The sequence below is a fragment of the Nocardioides ganghwensis genome (assembly GCF_014779655.1).
Classification (GTDB): domain Bacteria; phylum Actinomycetota; class Actinomycetes; order Propionibacteriales; family Nocardioidaceae; genus Nocardioides; species Nocardioides ganghwensis.
The window spans coordinates 1-23,201 of record NZ_JACXYX010000017.1; the positions used below are offsets into that span (position 1 = coordinate 1).

General features: G+C 71.0%; 22 protein-coding genes and 1 other RNA gene. All 23 read left to right on the forward strand.

The window, feature by feature from the left end:
* The coding region (locus IEZ24_RS17485; protein ID WP_191192878.1) for an integrase core domain-containing protein at positions 1–218 on the forward strand (218 nt) is incomplete at its 5' end.
* Between the two features lie 396 nt (positions 219–614).
* Positions 615–1,229 carry a hypothetical protein gene (locus IEZ24_RS17490; RefSeq protein ID WP_129456124.1) on the forward strand — a complete coding sequence of 205 codons (615 nt, stop codon included), beginning with the start codon at positions 615–617 and terminating at the stop codon, positions 1,227–1,229.
* Between the two features lie 208 nt (positions 1,230–1,437).
* Positions 1,438–2,736: a CpaF family protein gene (locus tag IEZ24_RS17495; protein WP_129456123.1), complete on the forward strand. Its 1,299-nt coding sequence runs from the start codon at positions 1,438–1,440 to the stop codon at positions 2,734–2,736.
* Entirely contained in the window at positions 2,736–3,590 is an 855-nt protein-coding gene (locus IEZ24_RS17500) for a type II secretion system F family protein (RefSeq protein ID WP_129456122.1), read from the forward strand. The genes IEZ24_RS17495 and IEZ24_RS17500 overlap by 1 nt, the downstream gene beginning before the upstream one ends.
* Positions 3,587–4,528 carry a type II secretion system F family protein gene (locus IEZ24_RS17505; RefSeq protein WP_129456121.1) on the forward strand — a complete coding sequence of 314 codons (942 nt, stop codon included), beginning with the start codon at positions 3,587–3,589 and terminating at the stop codon, positions 4,526–4,528. The genes IEZ24_RS17500 and IEZ24_RS17505 overlap by 4 nt, the downstream gene beginning before the upstream one ends.
* A gap of 23 nt (positions 4,529–4,551) precedes the next feature.
* A complete protein-coding gene (locus tag IEZ24_RS17510) occupies positions 4,552–4,737 on the forward strand; it encodes a hypothetical protein (protein ID WP_129456120.1) in 186 nt (61 codons plus the stop codon).
* A 5-nt stretch (positions 4,738–4,742) separates the two neighbouring features.
* Positions 4,743–5,150, forward strand: a complete 408-nt coding sequence (locus IEZ24_RS17515; protein WP_165356142.1) for a TadE/TadG family type IV pilus assembly protein — start codon at positions 4,743–4,745, stop codon at positions 5,148–5,150.
* Positions 5,147–5,605, forward strand: coding sequence for a hypothetical protein (locus IEZ24_RS17520; RefSeq protein WP_129456118.1), 459 nt, complete (start codon positions 5,147–5,149; stop codon positions 5,603–5,605). The genes IEZ24_RS17515 and IEZ24_RS17520 overlap by 4 nt, the downstream gene beginning before the upstream one ends.
* Entirely contained in the window at positions 5,602–6,042 is a 441-nt protein-coding gene (locus IEZ24_RS17525; protein ID WP_129456117.1) for a TadE/TadG family type IV pilus assembly protein, read from the forward strand. The genes IEZ24_RS17520 and IEZ24_RS17525 overlap by 4 nt, the downstream gene beginning before the upstream one ends.
* Before the next feature lie 246 nt (positions 6,043–6,288).
* Positions 6,289–8,469 (forward strand): glycogen debranching protein GlgX, encoded by a 2,181-nt coding sequence (gene glgX, locus IEZ24_RS17530; protein ID WP_129456116.1) that lies wholly within the window; start codon positions 6,289–6,291, stop codon positions 8,467–8,469.
* Positions 8,466–10,778 carry a malto-oligosyltrehalose synthase gene (gene treY / locus IEZ24_RS17535; RefSeq protein WP_242498554.1) on the forward strand — a complete coding sequence of 771 codons (2,313 nt, stop codon included), beginning with the start codon at positions 8,466–8,468 and terminating at the stop codon, positions 10,776–10,778. Before glgX ends, treY begins: the two co-directional genes overlap by 4 nt.
* A 5-nt stretch (positions 10,779–10,783) precedes the next feature.
* Positions 10,784–12,511 (forward strand): malto-oligosyltrehalose trehalohydrolase, encoded by a 1,728-nt coding sequence (gene treZ / locus IEZ24_RS17540; RefSeq protein WP_129456115.1) that lies wholly within the window; start codon positions 10,784–10,786, stop codon positions 12,509–12,511.
* A gap of 129 nt (positions 12,512–12,640) precedes the next feature.
* Entirely contained in the window at positions 12,641–13,450 is an 810-nt protein-coding gene (locus IEZ24_RS17545; protein ID WP_129456114.1) for a hypothetical protein, read from the forward strand.
* A gap of 117 nt (positions 13,451–13,567) precedes the next feature.
* Positions 13,568–14,344, forward strand: a complete 777-nt coding sequence (locus IEZ24_RS17550; protein ID WP_129456113.1) for a hypothetical protein — start codon at positions 13,568–13,570, stop codon at positions 14,342–14,344.
* 121 nt (positions 14,345–14,465) lie between these two features.
* Complete coding sequence (gene prfB / locus IEZ24_RS17555) at positions 14,466–15,581, forward strand: peptide chain release factor 2 (RefSeq protein WP_129456112.1); 1,116 nt, start codon at positions 14,466–14,468, stop codon at positions 15,579–15,581.
* 90 nt (positions 15,582–15,671) lie between these two features.
* On the forward strand, positions 15,672–16,361 hold the full coding sequence (ftsE, locus tag IEZ24_RS17560) for a cell division ATP-binding protein FtsE (RefSeq protein ID WP_129456111.1): 690 nt from the start codon (positions 15,672–15,674) through the stop codon (positions 16,359–16,361).
* 39 nt (positions 16,362–16,400) lie between these two features.
* The gene (gene ftsX, locus IEZ24_RS17565; RefSeq protein WP_129456110.1) at positions 16,401–17,309 is read left to right on the forward strand and encodes a permease-like cell division protein FtsX; all 909 of its coding nucleotides are present in this window, start codon (positions 16,401–16,403) and stop codon (positions 17,307–17,309) included.
* Positions 17,310–17,433: 124 nt separating this feature from the next.
* Entirely contained in the window at positions 17,434–18,663 is a 1,230-nt protein-coding gene (locus tag IEZ24_RS17570) for a M23 family metallopeptidase (RefSeq protein ID WP_129456109.1), read from the forward strand.
* Between the two features lie 58 nt (positions 18,664–18,721).
* On the forward strand, positions 18,722–19,201 hold the full coding sequence (smpB, locus tag IEZ24_RS17575) for an SsrA-binding protein SmpB (RefSeq protein WP_056908505.1): 480 nt from the start codon (positions 18,722–18,724) through the stop codon (positions 19,199–19,201).
* A 52-nt stretch (positions 19,202–19,253) separates the two neighbouring features.
* A complete protein-coding gene (locus IEZ24_RS17580; protein WP_242498553.1) occupies positions 19,254–20,120 on the forward strand; it encodes an amidohydrolase family protein in 867 nt (288 codons plus the stop codon).
* Positions 20,121–20,360: 240 nt separating this feature from the next.
* A complete protein-coding gene (locus tag IEZ24_RS17585) occupies positions 20,361–20,771 on the forward strand; it encodes a hypothetical protein (protein ID WP_129456107.1) in 411 nt (136 codons plus the stop codon).
* Between the two features lie 80 nt (positions 20,772–20,851).
* The gene (locus IEZ24_RS17590) at positions 20,852–22,663 is read left to right on the forward strand and encodes a hemolysin family protein (RefSeq protein ID WP_207206880.1); all 1,812 of its coding nucleotides are present in this window, start codon (positions 20,852–20,854) and stop codon (positions 22,661–22,663) included.
* Positions 22,664–22,732: 69 nt separating this feature from the next.
* Positions 22,733–23,103: a transfer-messenger RNA gene (ssrA, locus tag IEZ24_RS17595) on the forward strand.
* The last annotated feature ends 98 nt before the right edge of the window (positions 23,104–23,201 follow it).

Genomic DNA, 23,201 nt, shown 5'->3' on the forward strand with positions numbered 1-23,201 from the left:
TCAGGCAGAAGTTCATCCGCCCTCACTGCCCATGGCAGAACGGGAAGGTGGAGAGGCTGAACCGAACCCTGGCGACCGAGTGGGCCTACCGCCAAGTCTTCACCAGCAACGACGACCGCACCGCTGCACTTGCCCCTTGGCTCGAGTACTACAACACTGAACGCCGCCACAGCTCACTCAAGGGCAAGCCGCCGATCAGCCGACTGCTACCAACCTGATGGCCGGGTACAACTAGGGCTTCGGACCGAGTATCGCGCCGGCCGCGTGCGAGGAGCGCACGGGCATCAGACCGAAGCCTCGGACGCCGCGGGGAGTGGCCGGAGCTCTCCCCGCTTGTTCAAGCGCCAAGCCCCCCTGTCCGTGTCGGCCTTGGTTGGTTCTTCGCCTACGTGGGCCGGTTTTCAGTTACGCACGTGCGGCGTGCGCTCGGGAGCCCATGCAGTCGTGCCGCAGGTCGGTGCCGTGCCGCGGGCCCATCCTGACCGGGCGTGACCGGACTGGTATCCGGTAGCGATCCCACAACCCGCGAAGGGTCTGTCGAGTCAGGTCCACATCCCTCAGCGCAGAAGGCACGTAGCCTCTCCGGACGCTCAACACCTCCGGGAAGGCACTCCATGCGCACCGCCACCGTCCTTGCTCGCACCCTCGTCGGCCTCGGGGTGGTGGTCGTCGCCGTCGTCCCGACGGCTGCAGCGGCCGAGCAGTGGACCCACCGCGACGCCACGGGCGACGTCGTCCAGCTCACCTGGGACTACGAGAGCGTGAAGACCACGACCGAGCTGCCCGACGACGTCAGCACCGACGTCCGTCGGCTGACGATCACCCACGCCCCGCACGAGCTGCGGATCTCGATGAGGGTCCAGGACAGCGTGCGCGGCACGCGCACGGTCGAGTTGTACGTCAGGACCGCGGAGGGTCGCCGGTTCGAGGTGTGGGCGTCGGCCTTCCGGGCGCGCGTGTTCGACGCGCCCTCCATCGTCGCCACGCCCTCCCACGAGCACGTCAGGTGCTCGGGCCAGTCGGCGACCCTCGACCCGGACACCGACAAGGTCTCGGTGACGCTGCCCCGCCGCTGCCTCGGTGACCCGCGCTGGGTGCAGGTGGCGGCCGCCTTCACCACGGAATCGGAGTCCGAGTCCGACGCAGACTTCTTCCGGAACACCGACGACGCCCTGCGCGAGGGGGTCAACGACCGGCTGCTCATGAGCCGCCGCGTCCGTGTGGGCTGAGGACGACACCGGTCCGAACCGGGCCGGCTCCCCACTGTCAGCTCACGACGGTGCTGAGCGTCTGCATCGGGTGACGGCCGAGCTCGTCGTGGGGAGGCCGGAGCTCACCCGCTGAGGGTTGTCCACAACCTTGCCTCGGCCCTGTTTCCGGTCGCTCCGCGCTGGGTAGCGTGACGGTGCACGTTCTCGGGGAAGCAGGTGCAGCACCATGGCAGTTGATCGCGTCGAGCGACCGTCCGTCCCTGACGCTGCCCACGACGACCTGGTCGAGCGGCTCGACGCGCAGGTGCGCGAGCGGGTCCGCCGCGAGGGCGTCGACCCGCAGCGCGAGGTGCTCGTCGTGCGCCGGATCGCCGAGGACGTCGTACGCGACCACGACGACCTCAGCCTCACCGGTGCCGTCGCGCCGATCGCCGACGACGGCGCCATGGTCGGCGAGCTAGTGGCCCGGGTCTCCGGCTTCGGCCCGCTCCAGCCCTTCCTCGACGACCCCGAGGTCGAGGAGATCTGGATCAACGACCCGAGCCGGGTCTTCATCGCGCGCCGCGGCCGCCACGAGCTGACCAACCTGCGCCTCGACGCCGCCCAGGTCAACGAGCTCGTCGAGCGGATGCTCAAGTCGAGCGGGCGCCGGCTCGACATCTCCACGCCGTTCGTCGACGCGATGCTGCCCGAGGGCCACCGACTCCACGTCGTGCTCGAGGGGATCACACGCGGCTTCACGGCCGTCAACATCCGGAAGTTCCTGCTCCGCGCCCACCGCCTCTCCGACCTCGTCGCACTCGGCAGCCTGACACCGCAGGCAGCTCGGTTCCTCGAGGCGTCGGTCCGGGCAGGCCTCAACGTCCTCGTCGCAGGCGGCACGCAGGCGGGCAAGACCACGATGCTCAACTGCCTCGCCGCCGCCGTTCCCGGCGGCGAGCGGGTGGTCAGCGCCGAAGAGGTCTTCGAGCTGCGCATCAGCCACCCGGACTGGGTGGCGATGCAGACCCGGCAGGCGGGCCTCGAGCAGACCGGCGCGATCGTGCTGCGCGACCTGGTCAAGGAGGCGCTGCGGATGCGCCCGAGCCGCATCCTGGTCGGCGAGGTCCGCGCCGCCGAGTGCCTCGACCTGCTCCTCGCCCTCAACTCCGGCCTGCCGGGCATGTGCACGCTCCACGCCAACAGCGCGCGCGAGGCGCTGGTCAAGATGTGCACGCTGCCGCTGCTCGCGGGCGACAACATCTCGGCCAGGTTCGTGGTGCCCACCGTGGCCACGAGCGTCGACCTCGTGGTGCACCTCGGTCTCGGCGCCGACGGCGTACGCCGCGTCAACGAGATCGTGTCCGTGCCGGGGCGCGTCGAGGCCGACGTGATCGAGGTCGAGCCGATCTTCGTCCGCCACGGCTCCGAGCTGCGCAGGACCGGGGGAGTGCCGGCGCGCCTCGAGCGGTTCGAGCGGGTCGGCATCGACATCCACCAGGTCCTGGCCACCGACGCGCTCGCCGACGACAGGGCGGGTCGCTGATGGGAGCGCTCGTCGGCCTCGGAGTGGGCGTCGGCCTGCTGCTGATCTGGTCTGCCTTCGCGCTGCCCCGGCAGCCGAGGTCCGCGACGCCGACGTCCACGGCACTGGGCCGCCTGCTCGGCCGGGCCGGGCTGTCCGACGTGACCTCCGCCAGCGTGGTATCGCTGTGTGCGGTGCTCTTCGCTGTGGCCTTCGCGCTCGTGCAGGCCGTGTCGCGGACGGTCCCCGTCGCGTTCGTCTTCGCCGCGATGGCGGCCTACCTGCCGATCGCGGTGCTGCGCCAGCGGGCTGCGCGGCGGTTGCGCGACTTCGCGGAGGTCTGGCCCGAGGCGGTCGACAACCTCGCCAGCGCCGTACGCGCCGGGTTGTCCCTGCCGGACGCGGTCGCGGCTCTCGGCACCACCGGACCCGAGGCGCTGCGGTCCGACTTCGCCCAGTTCGCCGTCGACTACCAGGTCACCGGACGCTTCGGCGAGTGCCTCGACCGCCTCAAGGACCGGCTGGCCGACCCGGTGGGGGACCGCGTCATCGAGGGCCTGCGCCTGGCTCGCGAGGTCGGCGGCGGCGACCTCGGCCGGCTGCTGCGCAACCTGTCCGGCTTCCTGCGCGACGACGCCCGCACCCGGTCCGAGCTCGAGTCCCGCCAGGCCTGGACGGTCAACGGCGCCCGCCTCGCGGTCTCGGCGCCGTGGATCGTGCTGCTGCTGATGTCGTTCCAGACCACCGCCATCCGGCAGTACGCCTCGCCGGGAGGGATCATCGTGCTGGGCATCGGCTTCGCGGTCTGCGTCCTCGCCTACGCCGCGATGATGCGGATCGGCCGGCTCCCCGTCGAGAAGCGGATCCTGTCGTGAGCACCGCCGTCTGGGGCGGCCTGCTGGGCGCGGTGGCAGGAGCGGGCGTGCTCCTCGTCGCGCTGCGGATCAGCGTCCTGCGGCGCCCGCAGCTGTCGCTGCGCGTGCTGCCCTACGTGCGCGACGTGCCACGACTCGACGAGACCCGGGTCGTGCGGCCGGCCGCGTCCACCCCCACGTCGGCCGCCGCAGGGATCTTCGGCCCGGTGCTGCGGCAGGCGGCCGACCTCGTCGAGCGGGTGCTGGGCGGCAGCTCGTCCGTACGCCGTCGGCTGGAGCGTGCCGGTCTCGACCGCACGGTGCAGGACTTCCGCATCGAGCAGGTCGTGTGGGGCCTGGTCGGCTTCGGCGCCACCGCGGCGCTCGTCCTGCTCCGCGCGCTCGGCGGCGTCGGCGGAGTCGGCTCGGGCCTGGTGTTCTGCGTCCTGGGCTTCGTGAGCGGCGTCCTCCTGCGCGACAACAGGCTCAGCACCCAGGTGAAGAACCGCGAGCGGCAGGTCCTCACCGAGTTCCCGACGGTCGCCGAGCTGCTGGCACTCTCCGTCGCCGCGGGGGAGAGCCCCGTCTCGGCGCTGGACCGCGTGGTGCGGCGCAGCCACGGCGCGCTGTCCGACGACCTCGGCCAGGTCCTGGCCCGGATCCGCACCGGCGAGCCGGTGGGCGTCGCGTTCGAGTCCCTCGCCCGCACCACCGGCCTGCCGATCGTGGCGCGCTTCGCCACCGGCATCACCGTCGCCATGGAGCGCGGCACCCCGCTCGCCGACGTCCTGCACGCCCAGGCCGCCGACGTGCGCGAAGCCGGTCGACGCCTGCTCATCGAGACCGCCGCACGCAAGGAGATCGCGATGATGGCGCCCGTCGTGTTCTTCGTGCTGCCGGTGACCATCCTGTTCGCCTTCTACCCGGGCGTGCTCGGGCTCCGCCTCACCACGCCCTGACTCATCCAACGAAAGGACACACCATGCCTCCGTCCATCTCGGGACCCCTGCTGCGCCTGATGGCACGTCCGCGCGACGACCGCGGTGACGTGCCCGGCTGGGTGATGGTCACCCTGATGACCGCGATCGTCGTCGCCGGCCTGACGCCCTTCGTCGGCGACGAGCTGCGAGGACTCCTCGAGCGGGCGTTCTCGATGGTGAGCGGCTAAAGGACGTGTCGCGTCCCGCTCGTGCCGACGAGCGCGGGTCAGCGGTGGTCGACTTCGTCCTGGTGCTGCTGGTCCTGCTCCCGCTGGTGGTCGGCATCCTCCAGCTCGCGCTGGTGCTCCACGTGCGCAACACGATCGCCTCTGCAGCGGCTGAGGGCGCTCGCCACGCGGCGGTCGCGGGCTCGTCCGCGCCCGCCGGCCAGGCCAAGGTCGACGAGCTCGTCGACGGGGCGCTCTCGGGGGACTTCGTCCGCTCCGTCACGGTCCGGCCGACGATCGTGGGGGGAGCACCCGGCTACGAAGCGGTGGTCGAGGCCGACATCGGGCTGCTCGGGTTGAAGGCGTTGGGAGGCGTACAGGTCCGGGTCGAGGGCCACGCGATCGCCGAGCAGGCGGCGGGGGCCACGCCGTGAGTCGCCGCCGTGACGACGAGGGGTCCGCGCTCGTCGAGCTCAGCTGGCTCGCGATCATCCTGCTGGTCCCGCTGATCTGGATCGTGATCTCGGTCTTCGAGGTCCAGCAGGGCGCGTTCGCCACGAGCGCCGCCGCTCGCGCGGCAGGCCGGGCGTACGCCCTCGCCCCCGACGACGCGACCGGCGCGGCACGTGCCGACGCCGTCGTGCGCCAGGTCCTCGCCGACCAGGGCACCCCCGGACAGGAGGCGAAGGTGACCGTCACGTGCGACGCCCCCGGCGACAACTGCCACGTCGGCACGTCGGTCATCACCGTCCGCGTCGAGTCCGGGGTCGACCTGCCGTTCTTCCCGTCGATCTTCGACAAGGGCGCGGCGAGCTTCTCCCTGCACGCCACCCACACGGTGCCGATCGGCCAGTACGTCGAGAGTGCGCCCGAGGACGGCGAGCGATGAGGCGCGACGAGCAGGGCCAGGTGACGCTGCTGATCATCGGCTTCGCGAGCATCCTGCTGATGGCGATCGTGGTCGTCATCGACGCCTCCGCCGCGTACCTCCAGCGCCAGGGCCTCGACAACCTCGCCGACGGTGCCGCCCTCTACGGCGCCGACCTCGGCTCGGCCGGCATCTACGAGCAGGGCCTCGACGGCGAGCGACTCACCCAGCAGGAGGCCGCCGTCGAGGCCGCGGTCCGCGACTACCTCGTACGCTCCGGCGCCCCTGCCAAGTACCCCGGCATCGACGTCGGCGTGCGCGTCGACCCGGTCAACCGCTCGGTCACCGTACGGCTCAGCGCGCCGCTCGAGCTGCCCCTGAAGATCCCCGGATCGCCGAGCGACCCGATGGTCGGCGCCAGCAGCACCGCGGCCGTCACGGTCCAGCCCGGCGAGTGACCGCCGTACGTGGTCGCCGTCCCCGCGAGCGTCATACCGATCAGCACCCATGGGTCTCGCTTCGTATGACACTGCGGCAGCGACCCGCCCAGCGTCATGCCGATCAGCACTCATGGGTGCCGGTTCGTATGACGCTGCGGCAGCGACCCGAGCAGCGCCGCACCCCCACGTGACGGTCGCCACCGCCTCCCACCCGATGAGATGAGGCATGGGGGACTACGGGCGGGTCGCCGGTAGCGTCATGGCATGACCGAGACCTGGCCCGGCACGGCCTACCCCCTGGGCGCCACCTTCGACGGCACCGGCACCAACTTCGCGCTCTTCAGCGAGGTGGCCGAGCGCGTCGAGCTGTGCCTGTTCGACCCCGACCCGGACAACCCCGGCGCATTCGTGGAGACGAAGCTCGAGGTCACCGAGGTCGACGCCTACGTGTGGCACTGCTACATCCCGACCGTGCAGCCCGGCCAGCGCTACGGCTACCGCGTCCACGGCCCGTGGGACCCGACGCAGGGCCTGCGCTGCAACCCCAACAAGCTGCTCCTCGACCCCTACGCCAAGGCAACGGCCGGCGAGATCGACTGGGACCAGTCGCTGTTCGCCTACGACTTCGGCGACGAGGACTCCCGCAACGACGAGGACTCCGCCGCGCACATGACGCACGGCGTCGTCATCAACCCGTTCTTCGACTGGGAGGGCGACCGCCGCCCCGCCATCCCCTACAACGAGTCCTTCATCTACGAGGCGCACGTCAAGGGCCTCACCCAGCTGCACCCCGACGTGCCGGAGGAGCAGCGCGGGACGTACGCCGGCCTGGCGCACCCGTCGATCACCGCGCACCTCAAGAAGCTCGGCGTCACCGCGATCGAGCTGATGCCGGTGCACCAGTTCGTGCAGGACTCGACCCTGCTCGACCAGGGCCTGCGCAACTACTGGGGCTACAACACCCTGGCCTTCCTCGCCCCGCACGCCGACTACGCGACGAGCCAGCAGGGCCAGCAGGTCCAGGAGTTCAAGGCGATGGTCAAGGCGATGCACGCCGCCGGCATCGAGGTCATCCTCGACGTGGTCTACAACCACACCGCCGAGGGCAACCACCTCGGCCCGACGCTGAGCTTCAAGGGCATCGACAACGCGGCCTACTACCGCCTCGTCGAGGACGACCAGCGCTACTACATGGACTACACCGGCACCGGCAACACCCTCAACGTGCGCCACCCGCACTCGGTCCAGCTGATCATGGACTCGCTGCGCTACTGGGTCACCGAGATGCACGTCGACGGCTTCCGCTTCGACCTCGCCGCCACGCTGGCCCGCGAGTTCTACGACGTCGACAAGCTCTCGACCTTCTTCGAGATGGTGCAGCAGGACCCGGTCGTCAGCCAGGTCAAGCTGATCGCCGAGCCCTGGGACATCGGCCCCGGCGGCTACCAGGTCGGCGGCTTCCCGCCGCAGTGGACCGAGTGGAACGGCGCCTACCGCGACACCGTGCGCGACTTCTGGCGCGGCGAGCCGTCGCTGGGCGAGTTCGCCTCGCGACTGGCGGGCTCCTCCGACCTCTACGAGCACTCGGGTCGCCGGCCCTTCGCCAGCATCAACTTCGTCACCGCCCACGACGGCTTCACGCTGCGCGACCTCGTGTCCTACAACGAGAAGCACAACGAGGCCAACGGCGAGGACAACAACGACGGCGAGAGCCACAACCGCTCGTGGAACCACGGCGTCGAGGGCCCGACCGAGGACCCCGAGATCCTCGGCGCGCGGGCGCGCGAGCAGCGCAACTTCATCGCGACGCTGCTGCTGAGCCAGGGCGTGCCGATGCTGCTCCACGGCGACGAGCTGAGCCGCACCCAGCACGGCAACAACAACACCTACGCCCAGGACAGCGAGATCAGCTGGGTGCACTGGGACGACGCCGACAAGCCGCTCATCGAGTTCACCGCGGCGGTCGCCAAGCTGCGCGCCGACCACCCGACCTTCCGGCGCAAGCGGTTCTTCACCGGCAACACCGTGCGTACGGGCGACGGTGAGCGCCTCAACGACATCGTCTGGCTCGACCTCGACGGCGAGCCGATGGAGGACGGCGACTGGGAGGGCGGCAAGGCCATCGGGATGTACCTCAACGGCCACGGCATCGCCGGCAAGGACGCCCGCGGCGGCGCCATCACCGACGACCACTTCCTGCTCTACTTCAACGCCGACGGCCCGGCGCGGGTGACCCTGCCGACCGAGGAGTACGCCGCGGCCTGGGACGTCGTCATCGACACCAGCGGCAACCCCGACGCCGACCCGACGCTCGAGGCCGGAGGCACGTTCGACCTCGACACGCACAGCCTCGTCGTGCTGCGCGAGCACGCCGAGCCCGAGACCAGTCCCGACCACTCGGTCGCGGCATCACTCGCGGCCCGCTCGGGTACGGACGTGTCGTGACCGACACCCACCTGCCGGACCGCCGTACGCCTGTCAGCACCTACCGCCTCCAGGTCAGCCCCGACTTCGACCTGTACGCCGCGGCGCGGGTGCTGCCCTACCTGCACGACCTCGGCGTCGACTGGGTCTACCTCTCGCCGTTGCTGGCCTCCGAGCCGGGCAGCACGCACGGCTACGACGTGGTCGCCTTCGACCACGTCGACCCCGAGCGCGGCGGCGAGGAGGGCCTCGCCGCCCTCTCCGCCGAGGCGCGCCGCCTCGGCATGGGGGTGCTGGTCGACATCGTCCCCAACCACGTCGGCGTCGCCACGCCGTCGGAAGACCCGTGGTGGTGGGACGTCCTCAAGCTCGGTCGCGAGTCTGAGCACGCGACCGCCTTCGACGTCGACTGGGCCGCCGGCGACGGCCGCATCCTGATCCCGGTGATCGGGGACGACGACGAGGGCTCGATCCGTATCGTCCGGTCACGCACGGGGGAGGGCGAGGTCCGCTACCACGACCAGCGCTTCCCGCTGGCTCCCGGCACCTCGACGCTCGAGGAGCAGCACTACGAGCTGGTCAGCTGGCGCGCGGCCGACGACGACCTCAACTACCGCCGGTTCTTCGCGGTCAACACCCTCGCCGCCGTACGGGTCGAGGACCCCGAGGTGTTCGCCGAGACGCACGTCGAGATCAAGCGGTGGTTCGACGAGGGCCTGGTCGACGGGCTGCGCGTCGACCACCCCGACGGCCTGCGCGACCCCAAGCGCTACCTCGATGACCTCGCCGCCCTCACCGGCGGCGCCTACGTGCTCGTCGAGAAGATCCTCGAGCCCGGCGAGGACCTGCCGACCGAGTGGGCGACGTCGGGCACGACGGGCTACGACGCGCTCGCGCACATCGACCGCGTGCTGACCGACCCGGCCGGCGAGGCCCCGCTGACCGCGCTGGAGGACCGGCTGCGCGGCACCCCGGTGGACTGGGAGCAGATGGTCCACGACAACAAGCGCGCCGTCGCCGACGGGATCCTGCACTCCGAGGTCCTGCGGATCACCCGCGAGGTGGAGCGCGTGCTCGACTCGCGCGAGGAGACCGCCGACGAGGACGCCGTCGCCGACGCGGTCGCCGAGCTCCTCGCCTGCTTCCCCGTCTACCGCTCCTACCTCCCCGAGGGCCGCGAGCACCTCGACCAGGCCTTCGCCCGCGCGCGGGAGCACCGTCCGGACCTCGCCGACACGTACGCCGTGCTCGAGCCGCTGCTGCACGACGAGTGGAGCCAGCCGGCCCGCCGCTTCCAGCAGACCTCGGGCATGGTGATGGCCAAGGGCGTGGAGGACTGCTCGTTCTACCGCTGGTCGCGGCTCACCTCGCTCAACGAGGTCGGCGGGGACCCGTCGATCTTCGCGATCGGCGTCGACGAGTTCCACGACGCGATGGCCGCCCGGCAGCGCGACTGGCCCGACGCGATGGTGACGCTGTCGACCCACGACACCAAGCGCGGCGAGGACGTCCGCGCCCGCATCACCGTGCTGGCCGAGGAGCCGGGGCACTGGGAGCAGGCACTCGGCGAGCTGCTGCGGCTGGCGCCCGTGCCCGACGAGGGCTTCGGCTCGCTGCTGTGGCAGGCGGTGCTCGGCGCGTGGACGCCCGACCACCTGCCCGACCTGCGCGACCGCCTGCACGGGTATGCCGAGAAGGCGATGCGCGAGGCCGGCGACCGCACGACGTGGACCGAGCCCGACGAGGCGTACGAGTCGCAGGTGCACGCGGCGGTCGACGCGGTCTTCGACTCCGAGGACGTGCAGGCGGTGCTGACCGACCTGGCCACCCGGATCGACGCGCCCGCCCAGGCCAACTCGCTGGCCGCCAAGCTGCTCGCGATCACCATGCCGGGCGTCCCGGACGTCTACCAGGGCAGCGAGCTCTGGGAGACCTCGCTCGTCGACCCCGACAACCGGCGCCCGGTCGACTTCGACCACCGCGCCGCCGTGCTCGCCGGGACCGCCGAGGACGACGCCGCGACCAAGCTGCACGTCACCTGCACCGCGCTCACGCTGCGCCGCGAGCGGCCCGACCTCTTCACGACGTACGCCCCCGTGCGCGCCACCGGGGCGACCGCGGGCCACGCGGTCGCCTTCGACCGGGGCGGCGCGATCACCGTCGCCACCCGCCTGCCCGTCGGGCTCGCCGCGGCCGGCGGCTGGGGCGACACCGTCCTCGACCTGCCCGAGGGGCGCTGGCACGACCTGCTCACCGGGCTCGACACCGACGGCCGGCTCGCCGACCTGCTCGCCGCGCACCCGGTCGCCCTGCTGGTGAGGAAGGACTGATCACGATGCGTGGTCCCTACGACGTCTGGGCGCCGCGGCCCCAGCGCGTCCGCCTGCAGCTCGGCAGCGAGGTCGTCGAGATGGTCCGCGGCGACGACGGCTGGTGGACTCCCGCCGAGCCGCTGCCCGCGGACGACGGCCGGCTCGACTACGGCTACCTCCTCGACGACGACCCGGCCCCGCGCCCCGACCCGCGCTCACGCCGCCAGCCGGACGGCGTGCACGGTCTCTCGCGGCGCGACACCACGGCGTACGAGTGGGGCGACGCCTCGTGGACCGGCCGCCAGCTGGCCGGGTCGGTCGTCTACGAGCTGCACGTCGGCACGTTCACGCCCGGGGGCACCCTCGACTCCGCGATCGACCGGCTCGACCACCTCGTCGACCTCGGCGTCGACCTCGTCGAGGTGATGCCGGTCAACGCCTTCAACGGCACCCACAACTGGGGCTACGACGGCGTCGCCTGGTTCGCCGTCGCCGAGCCGTACGGCGGCCCGGACGCCTACCGCCGCTTCGTCGACGCCTGCCACGCCAAGGGACTCGGGGTCGTGCAGGACGTCGTGCACAACCACCTCGGCCCGTCGGGCAACTACCTGCCGCTGTTCGGGCCCTACCTCAAGGCCGGCCGCAACACCTGGGGCGACCTGGTCAACCTCGACGGCGAGGGATCGGCCGAGGTGCGCCGCTACATCCTCGACAACGTGCGGATGTGGTTCGAGGACTTCCACGTCGACGCCCTGCGCCTCGACGCGGTGCACGCGCTCAGCGACACCTCGGAGGTCCACCTCCTCGAGGAGATGGCGATCGAGACCGCCGCGCTCTCGGCCCACCTGCGCCGCCCGCTGACGCTGATCGCGGAGTCCGACCTCAACGACACCACGCTCGTACGCCCGCGCGAGGCCGGCGGGTACGGGCTGGACGCCCAGTGGAGCGACGACTTCCACCACGCCGTGCACGTCGCGCTGAGCGGTGAGACCACGGGCTACTACGCCGACTTCGAGCCGCTCGAGGCGCTGGCCAAGGTCTGCGAGAAGGGCTTCTTCCACGACGGGACCTTCTCCTCGTTCCGCGATCGCGACCACGGCAAGCCCGTCGACACCGCGCACATGCCGACGTGGCGGCTCGTGGTCGCCAACCAGAACCACGACCAGGTCGGCAACCGTGCCCGCGGCGACCGGCTCGCCGAGCACCTCGACGACGACCAGCTCGCCAGCGCCGCGCTGCTCACCCTGGCCGGTCCGTTCACCCCGATGCTGTTCATGGGGGAGGAGTGGGCGGCCTCGACGCCGTTCGCCTTCTTCACCTCCCACCCCGAGCCCGAGCTCGGGAAGGCGACGGCCGAGGGTCGGATCGCGGAGTTCGAGAAGATGGGCTGGGACCCCGACGAGGTCCTCGACCCGCAGGACCCCGAGACCTTCCACCGCTCCCGCCTCGACTGGGACGAGCGCTCGCGAGGACGCCATGCGGTGGTGCTCGACTGCTACCGCCGGCTCGGCCGGCTGCGCCGGGAGCTGCCGCAGCTCACCGACCCGTCGTTCGGGTCGGTCTCCTGCGCCGTCGACGGCCGGGTCTTCACGATGCGTCGCGGCGACCTGCTGGTGGTGGTCAACACGGGCGAGGAGCCCGCGGAGGTGCAGGTCGGCGACCGCGAGCTGCTGTTCGAGACGCCGGCGGGAGTCGGCGTACGGGGCGGCGTCGCGTCGGTGCCGCCGCACGCGGGCGCGCTCCTGCGCTGACCCACGACGAAGATCCCGGGGAGGTCGGGCCCTACGGCCCATCACGGACGCGCCGTGGTGGCGGAGGCTGGTGATGCAGCACGAGCGCGTCGCGGACCCGCTGTGGCGCGCACCAGAAGGGAGCTCGTCATGAATCGCATCGCCCGCGTCGCCTGCGCCGCGGCCACCGCCGTGGTGTTCGCGTCGCTGACGCCGATCGCCCCTGCCTCACCCGCCCCGGACGTCGGGGCGCGCCAGTCCGCGGCCCCGGCCTACAAGGTCGTGGCGTCGATCAATCGGACCGAGGTGGTCGCAGGTGAGGACACCGTCCGCATCACCGGCAAGGTCAAGCCGAAGGCGGCCGGCCAGAAGGTGCTCCTGCAGCAGCGGCCCGAGGCGTCGAAGCGCTGGAGGAAGTCCGGCACCGCCACGATCAAGTCGAGTGGCAGGTTCGTGCTGAAGGACGAGCCCAGCAAGGCGGGCGTGCGGTACTACCGCGTCGTCAAGCCGGCTTCGGACGGGATGAAGTCCGGGACGAGCCGCGAGCTCCGGCTCGAGGTGTGGGGCTGGACGCCCCTGACGTGGTGGCCCGCCGGTGCCAACTCGGGAGTCTCCCTCGACTACGGCACCACCTTCGGCACCGAGCCTTACTACAACAGCGTCCTGCTGCGTACGGCGGGCACGCCAGGCTACGTGGAGTACACCCTTGGCAGGAAGGTGCGCGCCCTGCGAGCGACCTACGCGCTGACCGACGACTCAGCCACCGGCGCCTCGGGCTCGGTCACGGTCCTCGTCGACGGGGTGCGTGTGGTGACCCACGCGCTGACGACGGGCACCATCACCAAGGACCACGTCGTCGACCTGACCGACGCCTTCCGCGTGCGGTTCGACATGAGCGCGACGGCCACCCCGGCCGGCCGGGTCGCGGTCGGCAACCCCGAGGTGCTCTACCTGCCCTGACGACACCTCGCACACCACGTCGGCGGGTCCTCGGGGGCCTGCCGACAACTTTTCCGGCGCACTCGTAGTCTCCCTCGTGAACGGCCCGCACCCGGGCCCACATGACGGGGAAGAACCATGAACCGCATCACCGCACTTGCCGCCACGGTGGCCCTCGCCGCCGGCTCGCTGGCGCTCACCGCGCCGACCCAGGCCGCCCCCGCGCGTGCCTACAAGGTCACCGCCAAGGCCAACCTCGACGTCGCCGTCGCCAAGGAGGACACCGTCAAGGTCCGCGGCCGCGTCACGCCCAAGGCGGCCGGCGAGAAGGTCGTCCTCCAGCAGCGCGTCGGCAACAAGAAGACCTGGAAGGTCACCGCCAAGGCCAAGATCAAGCGCAACGGCACGTACGTCCTCAAGGACAAGCCGTCGACGCCGGGCGCGCGTGAGTACCGCGTGCTCAAGCCGGGCAGCCGCGGCATCGAGAAGGGCTTCAGCAAGCCCGTCGAGGTCCAGGTCTACCGCTGGGAGAAGCTCATCAACCGGCCTGCCGGTCCGAGCGTCAACCTGACGCCCGCCTACGTCTACATCGGCGCCGAGGGCTACGCCTCGAGCCTCGCGACCACCACGTCGGGCACGCCGTCGTCGATCGAGTACACGCTCGGCCGCAAGTGCACCGAGCTGCGCGCGACGTACGCCCTCACCGACGGCTCGGCCACCGGCTCCAGCGGTGCCGTCACGGTGACCGCCGACGGTGCCGTGCTCGCCGCGCACCCGCTCGCGGTCGGCACGATCGTCGCCGACGAGGTCCTCGACGTCACGGACGTCTTCCGCCTCAAGCTGGACCTCTCCACCACCGCCACGCCGGCCGCGGTCGCCGCGGTGGCCACGCCGGAGGTGCTCTGCACGCGCTGACGCGCACCCAGTCCGGCAGCGGCGGGCACGACCGGGGTTACAGGCCCCCGGGAGTGCTCGCCGCTGCTGTCGTGCCCGCTCTTTCGACACCTTTCCCGCGCGAGCCGTACTGTTGGCTCTTGTGGCAGGCATCGACTTCGACCAAGAGATCAAGCAGCTCCAGGCGACCATGAAGACCATCGGTCAGGTCCTCGACCTCGACAAGATGCGCGGCGAGATCGCCGACCTCGGCGAGCAGGTCGCCGCACCCGACCTCTGGGACGACGTCGCCAGCGCGACCCGGATCACCGGCCGGCTGTCCGCCCTCCAGGGCGAGATGGACCGCTACACCAGCCTCGAGTCCCGCATCGAGGACCTCGGCCTGATGGTGGAGATGGCGCAGGACGAGGGCGACGCCGACTCCCTCGCCGACTCCGAGCGCGAGCTGGCCCGGATCAAGAAGTCCGTGGAGTCGCTCGAGATCCGCACCCTGCTCTCGGGCGAGTACGACGAGCGCGAGGCCATCGTCACGATCCGCTCGGGCGCCGGTGGCGTCGACGCCGCCGACTTCGCCGAGATGCTCATGCGGATGTACACGCGCTGGGCCGAGCAGCACAAGTACGGCGTCGAGGTCTACGACGTGTCCTACGCCGAGGAGGCGGGCATCAAGTCCGCCGAGTTCGCCATCCACGCCCCGTACGCCTACGGCACCCTGTCCGTCGAGGCGGGCACGCACCGCCTGGTGCGGATCAGCCCGTTCGACAACCAGGGCCGTCGCCAGACGTCCTTCGCCGCCGTCGAGGTGGTCCCGGTGCTCGAGCAGACCGACGAGATCGAGGTCGACGAGAACGACATCCGTACCGACGTCTTCCGCTCCGGTGGTCCGGGCGGCCAGTCGGTCAACACGACCGACTCCGCGGTCCGCCTGACGCACATCCCGACCGGCATCGTCGTGTCCTGCCAGAACGAGAAGTCGCAGCTGCAGAACAAGGCGTCGGCGATGGTCGTGCTCAAGGCAAAGCTGCTGGCGAAGAAGAAGGAAGAGGAAGCCGCGCTCAAGAAGGACCTCAAGGGCGACGTCGCCGCCAGCTGGGGCGACCAGATGCGCAACTACGTCCTCAACCCCTACCAGATCGTCAAGGACCTGCGGACCGGTCACGAGTCCGGCAACCCCAGCGCCGTCTTCGACGGCGACCTCGACGACTTCATGGAGGCCGGCATCCGCTGGCGCCGGGGAGCCGAGAAGGTCGACGCCTGAGCCGGATGTCGTCGTGGGACGACGTACGCCGACGCCTCGAGTGGCTCCGCGACTCCTGATCGCGGCCACCCCTCACGTAGCCTCGACGCCGTGATTCGCTTCGAGAAGGTGACCAAGAGCTACCCGGGGCACCCCCACCCGGCGCTCGACAACATCTCGGTCGACGTCGAGAAGGGGGAGTTCGTCTTCCTCGTGGGCTCATCGGGGTCGGGCAAGTCCACCTTCCTGCGCCTCGTGCTCCGCGAGTACCGCCCCACCTCGGGCCGGGTCTACGTCGCCGGCAAGGAGATCAACCGCCTCGCGAGCTGGAAGGTGCCGCGGCTGCGTCGCGACATCGGCACCGTCTTCCAGGACTTCCGCCTGCTGCCCAACAAGACCGTCACCGAGAACGTCGCCTTCGCGCTCCAGGTGATCGGCAAGTCGCGCAAGGAGATCAAGGACCTCGTCCCCGAGACGCTCGAGATGGTCGGGCTCAGCGGCAAGGGCGACCGGATGCCCGACGAGCTCTCCGGCGGCGAGCAGCAGCGCGTCGCGGTGGCCCGCGCCTTCGTCAACCGGCCGATGATCCTCATCGCCGACGAGCCCACCGGCAACCTCGACCCGACCACGTCGGTCGGGATCATGAAGCTCCTCGACCGCATCAACCGCACCGGCACGACCGTGGTGATGGCCACCCACGACTCCGGCATCGTGGACCAGATGCGCAAGCGCGTCATCGAGCTCGAGAACGGCCACGTCGTGCGCGACCAGGCGCAGGGCGTCTACGGCCACCAGAACTGACCCGACCCGCACCCCCGAACGAATCGAGACCCCTCCTCCATGCAGCTGCGCTACGTCTACTCCGAGCTCGGCCAGGGCCTGCGACGCAACCTGACGATGCACCTGGCGGTGATCCTCACCCTCGTCGTCTCGCTGACGCTCGTCGGCATCGGCCTGATGTTCCAGCAGCAGGCCACCCGCGCGGCCGACCACTTCGGCAACCAGCTCCAGATCACCGTCTACCTGTGCCGGCTCAACGACTCCAACCCGGTGTGCCCCAACCCGGTGACCGACGCGCAGAAGGCCGAGATCGAGGCGGTCGTCGAGGAGAACCCGGAGGTCGCGAGCTATCGCTTCGAGTCCGGCGAGGTCGCGCTGGAGAAGGCCAAGGAGCTCTACGGCGAGGAGCTCTTCTCCGGCGACAACCCGGCCCTGACCGCCGAGGACATGCCGCAGACGATCTGGATCACCCTCGAGGACCCCGAGCAGTACGAGGGCATCACCAGCGCCGTCCAGGGACTCGACGGCGTCTCCCGCGTCCGCGACCTGCGCGAGCAGGTCGGGCCGATCCTCACCACGATCACCAAGATGCGCACCTACGCCCTCGGCACCGCCGGCCTGCTCGTGCTGGCCGCGCTCCTGCTGGTCGCCAACACGATCCGCCTCGCGGCCTTCGCGCGCCGCAAGGAGATCGGCATCATGCGGCTCGTCGGTGCCTCCACGCTCTACATCGCGCTGCCGTTCCTCCTCGAGGCGCTCGTCACCGCCCTCGTCAGCGTGGCGCTGGCGGGCGGAGCGCTGGCGGCCTTCCTCCAGTTCGCGATCGGGGACCTGGCGACCAACCTGCGCTTCGTCCCGTGGATCGGGTGGCCGGAGTTCAGGGTGGCCCTCGGCGCCGTCGCGATCCTGGGTCCGGTGCTGACCCTGCTCCCGACACTCGTGTTGACGCGCAAATACCTCAAAGTGTGATCCCGGCGGGTTAGCGTCGTCGCGTCTCCTCCAGGCCACGCGTCCGGGGAGGCGCTCCTTCCCCGCTTCCCCAACGCAAAGGCTTCCCCCGGTGCGTCCCTTCCCCCGTACCGCTCACCGCCGCATGGCCGCAGCTCTCGTCGCGGTCATGGCACTGGGCGCGTCCGCAGCACATGCCGATGACCTCAAGGACAAGAAGAACAAGGTCGAGCGCGAGCTCAAGGGCGCGCACCAGGACCTCGACGAGTCCAGCGCCCAGCTGCGCAAGGCCAGCGCGCGCCTCGCCGCCGCCCAGGAGCAGCTCTCCCTCGCCAAGACCAGGCTCGCCACGGCGCGCGGCAAGGTCGAGGTCGCCCAGGAGCGCGACGCCCAGATGCAGGCCGAGCTCGCGTCCGCCGAGCAGGAGCTCGCCGAGGCCGAGGCTGCCCTCGCGCAGGGGCAGGTCGACCGCGACGCCCAGCGCGCGAAGGTCGCGCGGACCGTGGCCGACATGTACTCCGAGGGTGACCCCGAGCTGATCGCCTTCGCGTCCCTCCTCGGGGCCGAGTCCACCGAGGAGCTGACCCGACGCGACGGCGTACGGGACGTGGTCGTCGGGCAGGAGGCGCGCGAGTACGACGAGCTGAAGGCCTCCGAGGTGCTGCTCCAGGTCCGGGAGGACCAGGTCGCCGCGGCCCGCGACGCCGTCGCGGCCAAGCGCGAGGCCGCCGCCGAGCACCTCGTGCTGATGCAGGAGCTCGAGGCCGAGCAGCAGGAGGCCAAGGACTCCGTCGTCTCGCTCGTGATCGAGCGCCGCGACGCCCGCGTGGGCGCGAGCGAGGCCCGCGCCAAGGACCTCGCCAAGCTCCGCAAGCTCGAGAGGGAGCAGCAGCGGATCGAGGAGATGCTGCGCAAGCGTGCCCTCGCCGCGCTGCGCCGGCAGCGGGCCCAGGCCCGGGCGCAGGCCGGTACGCCGACCCCCGGCCTGCTCGCCTACCCCGTCGACGGCTACGTCACCTCGCCCTTCGGCTACCGCACGCACCCGATCTACCGTTACTGGGGCCTGCACGACGGCGTCGACTTCGGCGGCGGCTGCGGCACCCCTCTCCGCGCGGCCGCGCCCGGCCGGGTCGTGTCGTCCTACTACAGCGGGGTGTACGGCCACCGCCTCGTCATCGACCACGGCGTCCTCGGCGGCAAGGGCGTCGCGACGATCTACAACCACGCCAGCGGCTACAACGTCGGGGTCGGCGCCCAGGTGGCGGAGGGCCAGGTCATCGGCTTCGAGGGCAGCACCGGCTGGTCCACCGGCTGCCACCTGCACTTCACCGTGATGGCCAACGGCCAGGCCGTCGACCCGATGAACTGGCTCTGACGCAGCGCACCTCGAAACCTCCGTGCACCTCGCTGGGCCCGCCTGAGAGGATGGGGGGATGGCGAAGGAGCAGGGCCAGAAGATGGTCGCGCAGAACAAGAAGGCGCGCCACGACTACCACATCGAGGACACCTGGGAGGCCGGGCTCGTCCTGATGGGCACCGAGGTGAAGTCGCTGCGGCAGGGTCGCGCGTCCCTCGTCGACGGGTTCGCCGAGATCGACAACGGCGAGGCGTGGCTGCTCGGCGTGCACATCCCCGAGTACAGCCAGGGAACGTGGACCAACCACGCCGCCCGCCGTCGCCGCAAGCTGCTGCTCAACCGCTCCGAGATCGACAAGATCGAGCGCAAGATCACCGACAAGGGCTACACGCTCGTCCCGCTCGCGCTCTACTTCAAGGACGGTCGCGCCAAGGTCGAGATCGCGCTGGCGAAGGGCAAGAAGTCCTACGACAAGCGCCACACGCTCGCCGAGCGCACGGCCAACCGCGAGAAGGTCGAGGCCGTCCAGCGGAGGCTCAAGGGCCACCGGGATTGAGCGCGGGACTGAGCGCGGGATTGAACGCGGGATTGAACGCGGGACTGAGCGCGTGACGGATCCGCGCGCCTTCGCCGAGGACCTCGGGATCCCCGGCCTGGCCGACCTGCACACCCACTTCCTGCCGCCGCGGGTGATGGCCAAGGTCCGCGCCCAGTTCGACGCGGCCGGCCCGTTGATCGGGCGGCCCTGGCCGCTGCACTACCGCGACACCGACGACGTCCTGGTCGAGACGCTGCGTTCCTTCGGCGTACGCCGCTTCACCGCGCTGCCCTACGCCCACAAGCCCGACATGGCGGAGTTCCTCAACGAGTGGGCCGCCGGGTTCGCCGCGCGGGTGCCCGAGGCGGCGGTGTGCGGCACCTTCTTCCCCGAGCCCGGCGTGGCGGCGTACGTCTCGACGCGCACCGAGACGGTGGAGGTCTGGAAGGTCCACGTCCAGGTCGGTGCGTTCGACGTGACCGACCCCCTGCTCGACGAGGCATGGGGAGTGGTCGCCGACGCCGGCACGCCCGTGGTGCTGCACGCCGGCAGCGGCCCGGTCGCGACCGAGCACACCGGCCCGGGCCCTGTCGCCGACCTCCTCGCCCGGCACCCGCGGCTGCGGCTGGTCATCGCGCACGCCGGTACGCCGGAGTACGCCGAGTTCCTCCGGCTCGCCGAGACGTACGAGCGGGTCGGGCTCGACACGACGATGACGTTCACGCCCTTCTTCGAGGACATGGGCGGCGCCTACCCCCGCGAGCTGCTGCCGCGGCTGCGCGACCTCGGCCTGGTCGGCAAGGTCCACCTCGGCAGCGACTTCCCCAACATCCCCTACCCGTACGCCGTGCAGCTCGAGGCGCTCGAGCGGCTCGAGCTGGGGGAGGAGTGGCTGCGGGCGGTCTGCTGGTCGAACTCGGCGAGCCTGCTGGCCTGAACAGTGGTGTGTCAGCGCCCCGAAGGTCACGCCCACGTAACCATCGGATCACGCTTGGTCACGAGTCGTGCGGGCGGCCCTTGTCCGGCAACGTGTCGCGTCGCACGGTGGAGGGGTAGCCAACCGAAGGGAGTGAGTCACCCCGTGCCCACCAACGACGTCAGGCGAGGTACGAGTCGCCCACGCGCGCCACGGAAGATGCGAGTGGACAGATCACGGCCGAACCGTTCGAGGTCCCTCGTGGTCCTGATCCTGTGCCTCGTCGTATCAGGACCGCTGTCTGCGTGCGGGCAGGAAGGCGCGAGCGACGCGGCTCCCTTGGGCGAGCGGGCGGAGAACGATGTGCCCATGAACCCACCGACGCTGCGGTTCAGGGTGTCCCCGGACGGTCTGGTGCAGGCCTCGCCGGAGCTCGTCGCCGAAGCAGGCGAGGCCGTCGCGGTGGTGCTGGAGAACGACGACGACGACGACTACGAGCTCCGTCTCCTGGATCCGGAGGGCGACACCGTCTTCGTCGTCGAGGCATCTGCGGAGGCGCGCGGGGACGGTCGAGCGATGCCGCGCGTCGTCGGACCGCACACCGTCGAGGTCTATCCGGTCGACGCGCCGGGTGCCGTGGAAGAGTTCGTCGTGGAGGTCTCTGAGACCTGAGGGGGGGGTCGCCCGGAGGGTGTGGACACCGGCCTGCGCTCGTGACCCCCGGGTAGGTCCGGGTCGGTAGGTTGTCGCTCGTGGAAGCCGGTACCTGGATCGACGTCCTGCTCGTCCTCGCGTTCATCCTGGTGGGCGGTGTGTTCGCGGCGACCGAGATCGCGCTGGTGTCGCTGCGCTCCGGCCAGGTCGACCGGCTGGAGACCCAGGGAGGCCGTGGGCACGCGGTCGCCTCGCTCGCCCGCGACCCCAACCGGTTCCTCTCCGCGGTGCAGATCGGCGTCACGGTGGCGGGCTTCTTCTCGGCCGCGTTCGGCGCCTCGACGCTGGCGCCGTCCTTCGCGCCGGTCTTCGAGCGCCTCGGCGCCCCGGCCCCCGAGACGGTCTCCCTGGTCGCGACGACCCTCGTCGTGTCGTACCTCTCCCTCGTCCTCGGCGAGCTCGTCCCCAAGCGGCTCGCGCTCCAGCGCTCGGTGGGCGTCGCCAAGCTGTTCGCCCCACCGCTGGGGCAGTTCGCACGCGTCATGACCCCGGTCATCTGGCTGCTCTCGCTCTCCACCAATCTCCTCGTCCGCCTGCTGGGCGGCAACCCCGACGCCGCCAACGACGAGGTCGACGAGGAGGAGCTGCGGATGATGATCTCGGGCCACGAGGACATCCCGGAGGGCGAGCGCAGGCTCGTCGACGACGTCTTCGAGGCGGGCGACCGGTCGCTCAGCGAGGTGATGAAGCCCCGCGGCGACGTCGTCTTCCTGAGCGGTGACCTCACCCTCGCGGAGGCGGTCGCGGTCATCGTCGAGCAGCCCTACACCCGCTACCCGGTGACGGGGGAGTCGTTCGACGAGATCCTCGGCTACCTGCACCTGCGCGACGTGCTGGGCCGGGCCGACGACCGGTCGACGACCGTCGCCGAGATCACCCGCGACCTGCCCGTGCTCCCGCGCACCAACCGGGTGCTGCCGTCCATCGACCAGCTGCGCAGCCTCGGCGCGCACATCGCGCTGGTCGTCGACGAGTACGGCGGCACCGACGGCATCGTCACGCTCGAGGACCTGATGGAGGAGCTGGTCGGCGAGATCCACGACGAGTACGACAAGGACGCCGAGATCGCCGCGTCCGCCGACCCGACGACCGTCGACGCCGGTGTGACGATCGAGGAGTTCGGTGAGCGCACCGGGGTCGAGCTCGACGACGGGCCCTACGAGACGGTCGCGGGCTACGTCCTGCACCGCCTCGCCCGGATGGCCGAGCTCGGCGACCGGGTGATGGTCGAGGACCGCCCGCTCGAGGTGGTCGGGCTCGACGGCCACCGCATCACCCGCGTACGCCTCCACGAGGCGACCGCCGCGGCTGAGGACACCGCGGACGGGACCGACGAGGCCGGGCCGACCGCGCAGCAGGCCGCGTTCGCCGACTACTTCTCGACGTGGGGCCTCTTCCTCCCCGACGCGGCGGTCGCGGGCCACCGCGACGGGTCCCTCACGGGGCACGGGTGGTCCGTACGGTTCCGCTGGCGCGACGACGACACGCTGCTCGTGCGGGCGGGGCACCGGATGACCAACGAGCGGACGATCGCGATCACCCCCACCGGCGAGGTCGAGCCGGCCGAGCCGGAGGCGCCCTCCGAGCTGATGGCCACCCCCCGCGACGCGACGCCCGAGCAGAAGGCGGAGATCGAGCACGAGTACCGCTCGGCGTGGACGCGCCACTCCAAGGCCGTGACCGCTGCCGGGCTGGACTACGACCGTACGCCGCTGCCGCGCGGTCTCGAGGTGGGTGCGGACAGCCAGGTCTGGCGCCTCGACGACGGTGAGTGGCACGCCGAGCCGCTGCGTCCCACGCCGGCCTCCGACCCGGCCGCAGACCCGGCCGCGGACCCGAACGAGGAATAGCGTTCGCCGGTCGTCGGTTGGGACCAGTAGGCTGGAGGAGCAAGCTCCGGCTTGCTTGACAACACAAGAGGGGCTGATCGGTTTCGACTTGGGACGCTAGTTCCAGGGGAAGCGGGTCGAGAAGCCAGCGTCATCTCGTAAACGATCGCTGGAAATCCATAGTTGCCGACACCAATCGCAACGACTTCGCTCTCGCTGCCTGAGCAGTGATCGAAGGGTCTGACCGGGCACCCGTCTCCGTCCCGGACCCAGGCCTCATCTAGGAGACTTGCTGGTCACTCTCTGTCCGGAGGGGTGGCCGGGACTCAATCCTGACTGGGCCTGTCGGCGACGTGTCTGTGCGAGCGCCGGGGCCGAGAAAAGCGACATCACTGACTGCACCCGGAGAAGACCTGGTTCGGCGCTCGAGGACCGGGGTTCGATTCCCCGCAGCTCCACTGCGCACAGCCCTCTTGACGAGAGCCGCCCCGACACCCGTCGGGGCGGCTCTCGTGCTGTGTTCGGAGCATCGCATCGAGCCGGAGGTGGTTCCTTACCC

What these genes read in the sequence shown, in the direction of transcription:
- IEZ24_RS17490 (WP_129456124.1), top strand. Translation starts at nt 615, where the DNA reads ATGCGCACCGCCACCGTCCTTGCTCGCACCCTCGTCGGCCTCGGGGTG.
- IEZ24_RS17495 (WP_129456123.1), top strand. Translation starts at nt 1,438, where the DNA reads ATGGCAGTTGATCGCGTCGAGCGACCGTCCGTCCCTGACGCTGCCCAC.
- IEZ24_RS17500 (WP_129456122.1), top strand. Translation starts at nt 2,736, where the DNA reads ATGGGAGCGCTCGTCGGCCTCGGAGTGGGCGTCGGCCTGCTGCTGATC.
- IEZ24_RS17510 (WP_129456120.1), top strand. Translation starts at nt 4,552, where the DNA reads ATGCCTCCGTCCATCTCGGGACCCCTGCTGCGCCTGATGGCACGTCCG.
- IEZ24_RS17525 (WP_129456117.1), top strand. Translation starts at nt 5,602, where the DNA reads ATGAGGCGCGACGAGCAGGGCCAGGTGACGCTGCTGATCATCGGCTTC.
- glgX (WP_129456116.1), top strand. Translation starts at nt 6,289, where the DNA reads ATGACCGAGACCTGGCCCGGCACGGCCTACCCCCTGGGCGCCACCTTC.
- treZ (WP_129456115.1), top strand. Translation starts at nt 10,784, where the DNA reads ATGCGTGGTCCCTACGACGTCTGGGCGCCGCGGCCCCAGCGCGTCCGC.
- IEZ24_RS17545 (WP_129456114.1), top strand. Translation starts at nt 12,641, where the DNA reads ATGAATCGCATCGCCCGCGTCGCCTGCGCCGCGGCCACCGCCGTGGTG.
- IEZ24_RS17550 (WP_129456113.1), top strand. Translation starts at nt 13,568, where the DNA reads ATGAACCGCATCACCGCACTTGCCGCCACGGTGGCCCTCGCCGCCGGC.
- ftsX (WP_129456110.1), top strand. Translation starts at nt 16,401, where the DNA reads ATGCAGCTGCGCTACGTCTACTCCGAGCTCGGCCAGGGCCTGCGACGC.
- IEZ24_RS17570 (WP_129456109.1), top strand. Translation starts at nt 17,434, where the DNA reads ATGGCCGCAGCTCTCGTCGCGGTCATGGCACTGGGCGCGTCCGCAGCA.
- smpB (WP_056908505.1), top strand. Translation starts at nt 18,722, where the DNA reads ATGGCGAAGGAGCAGGGCCAGAAGATGGTCGCGCAGAACAAGAAGGCG.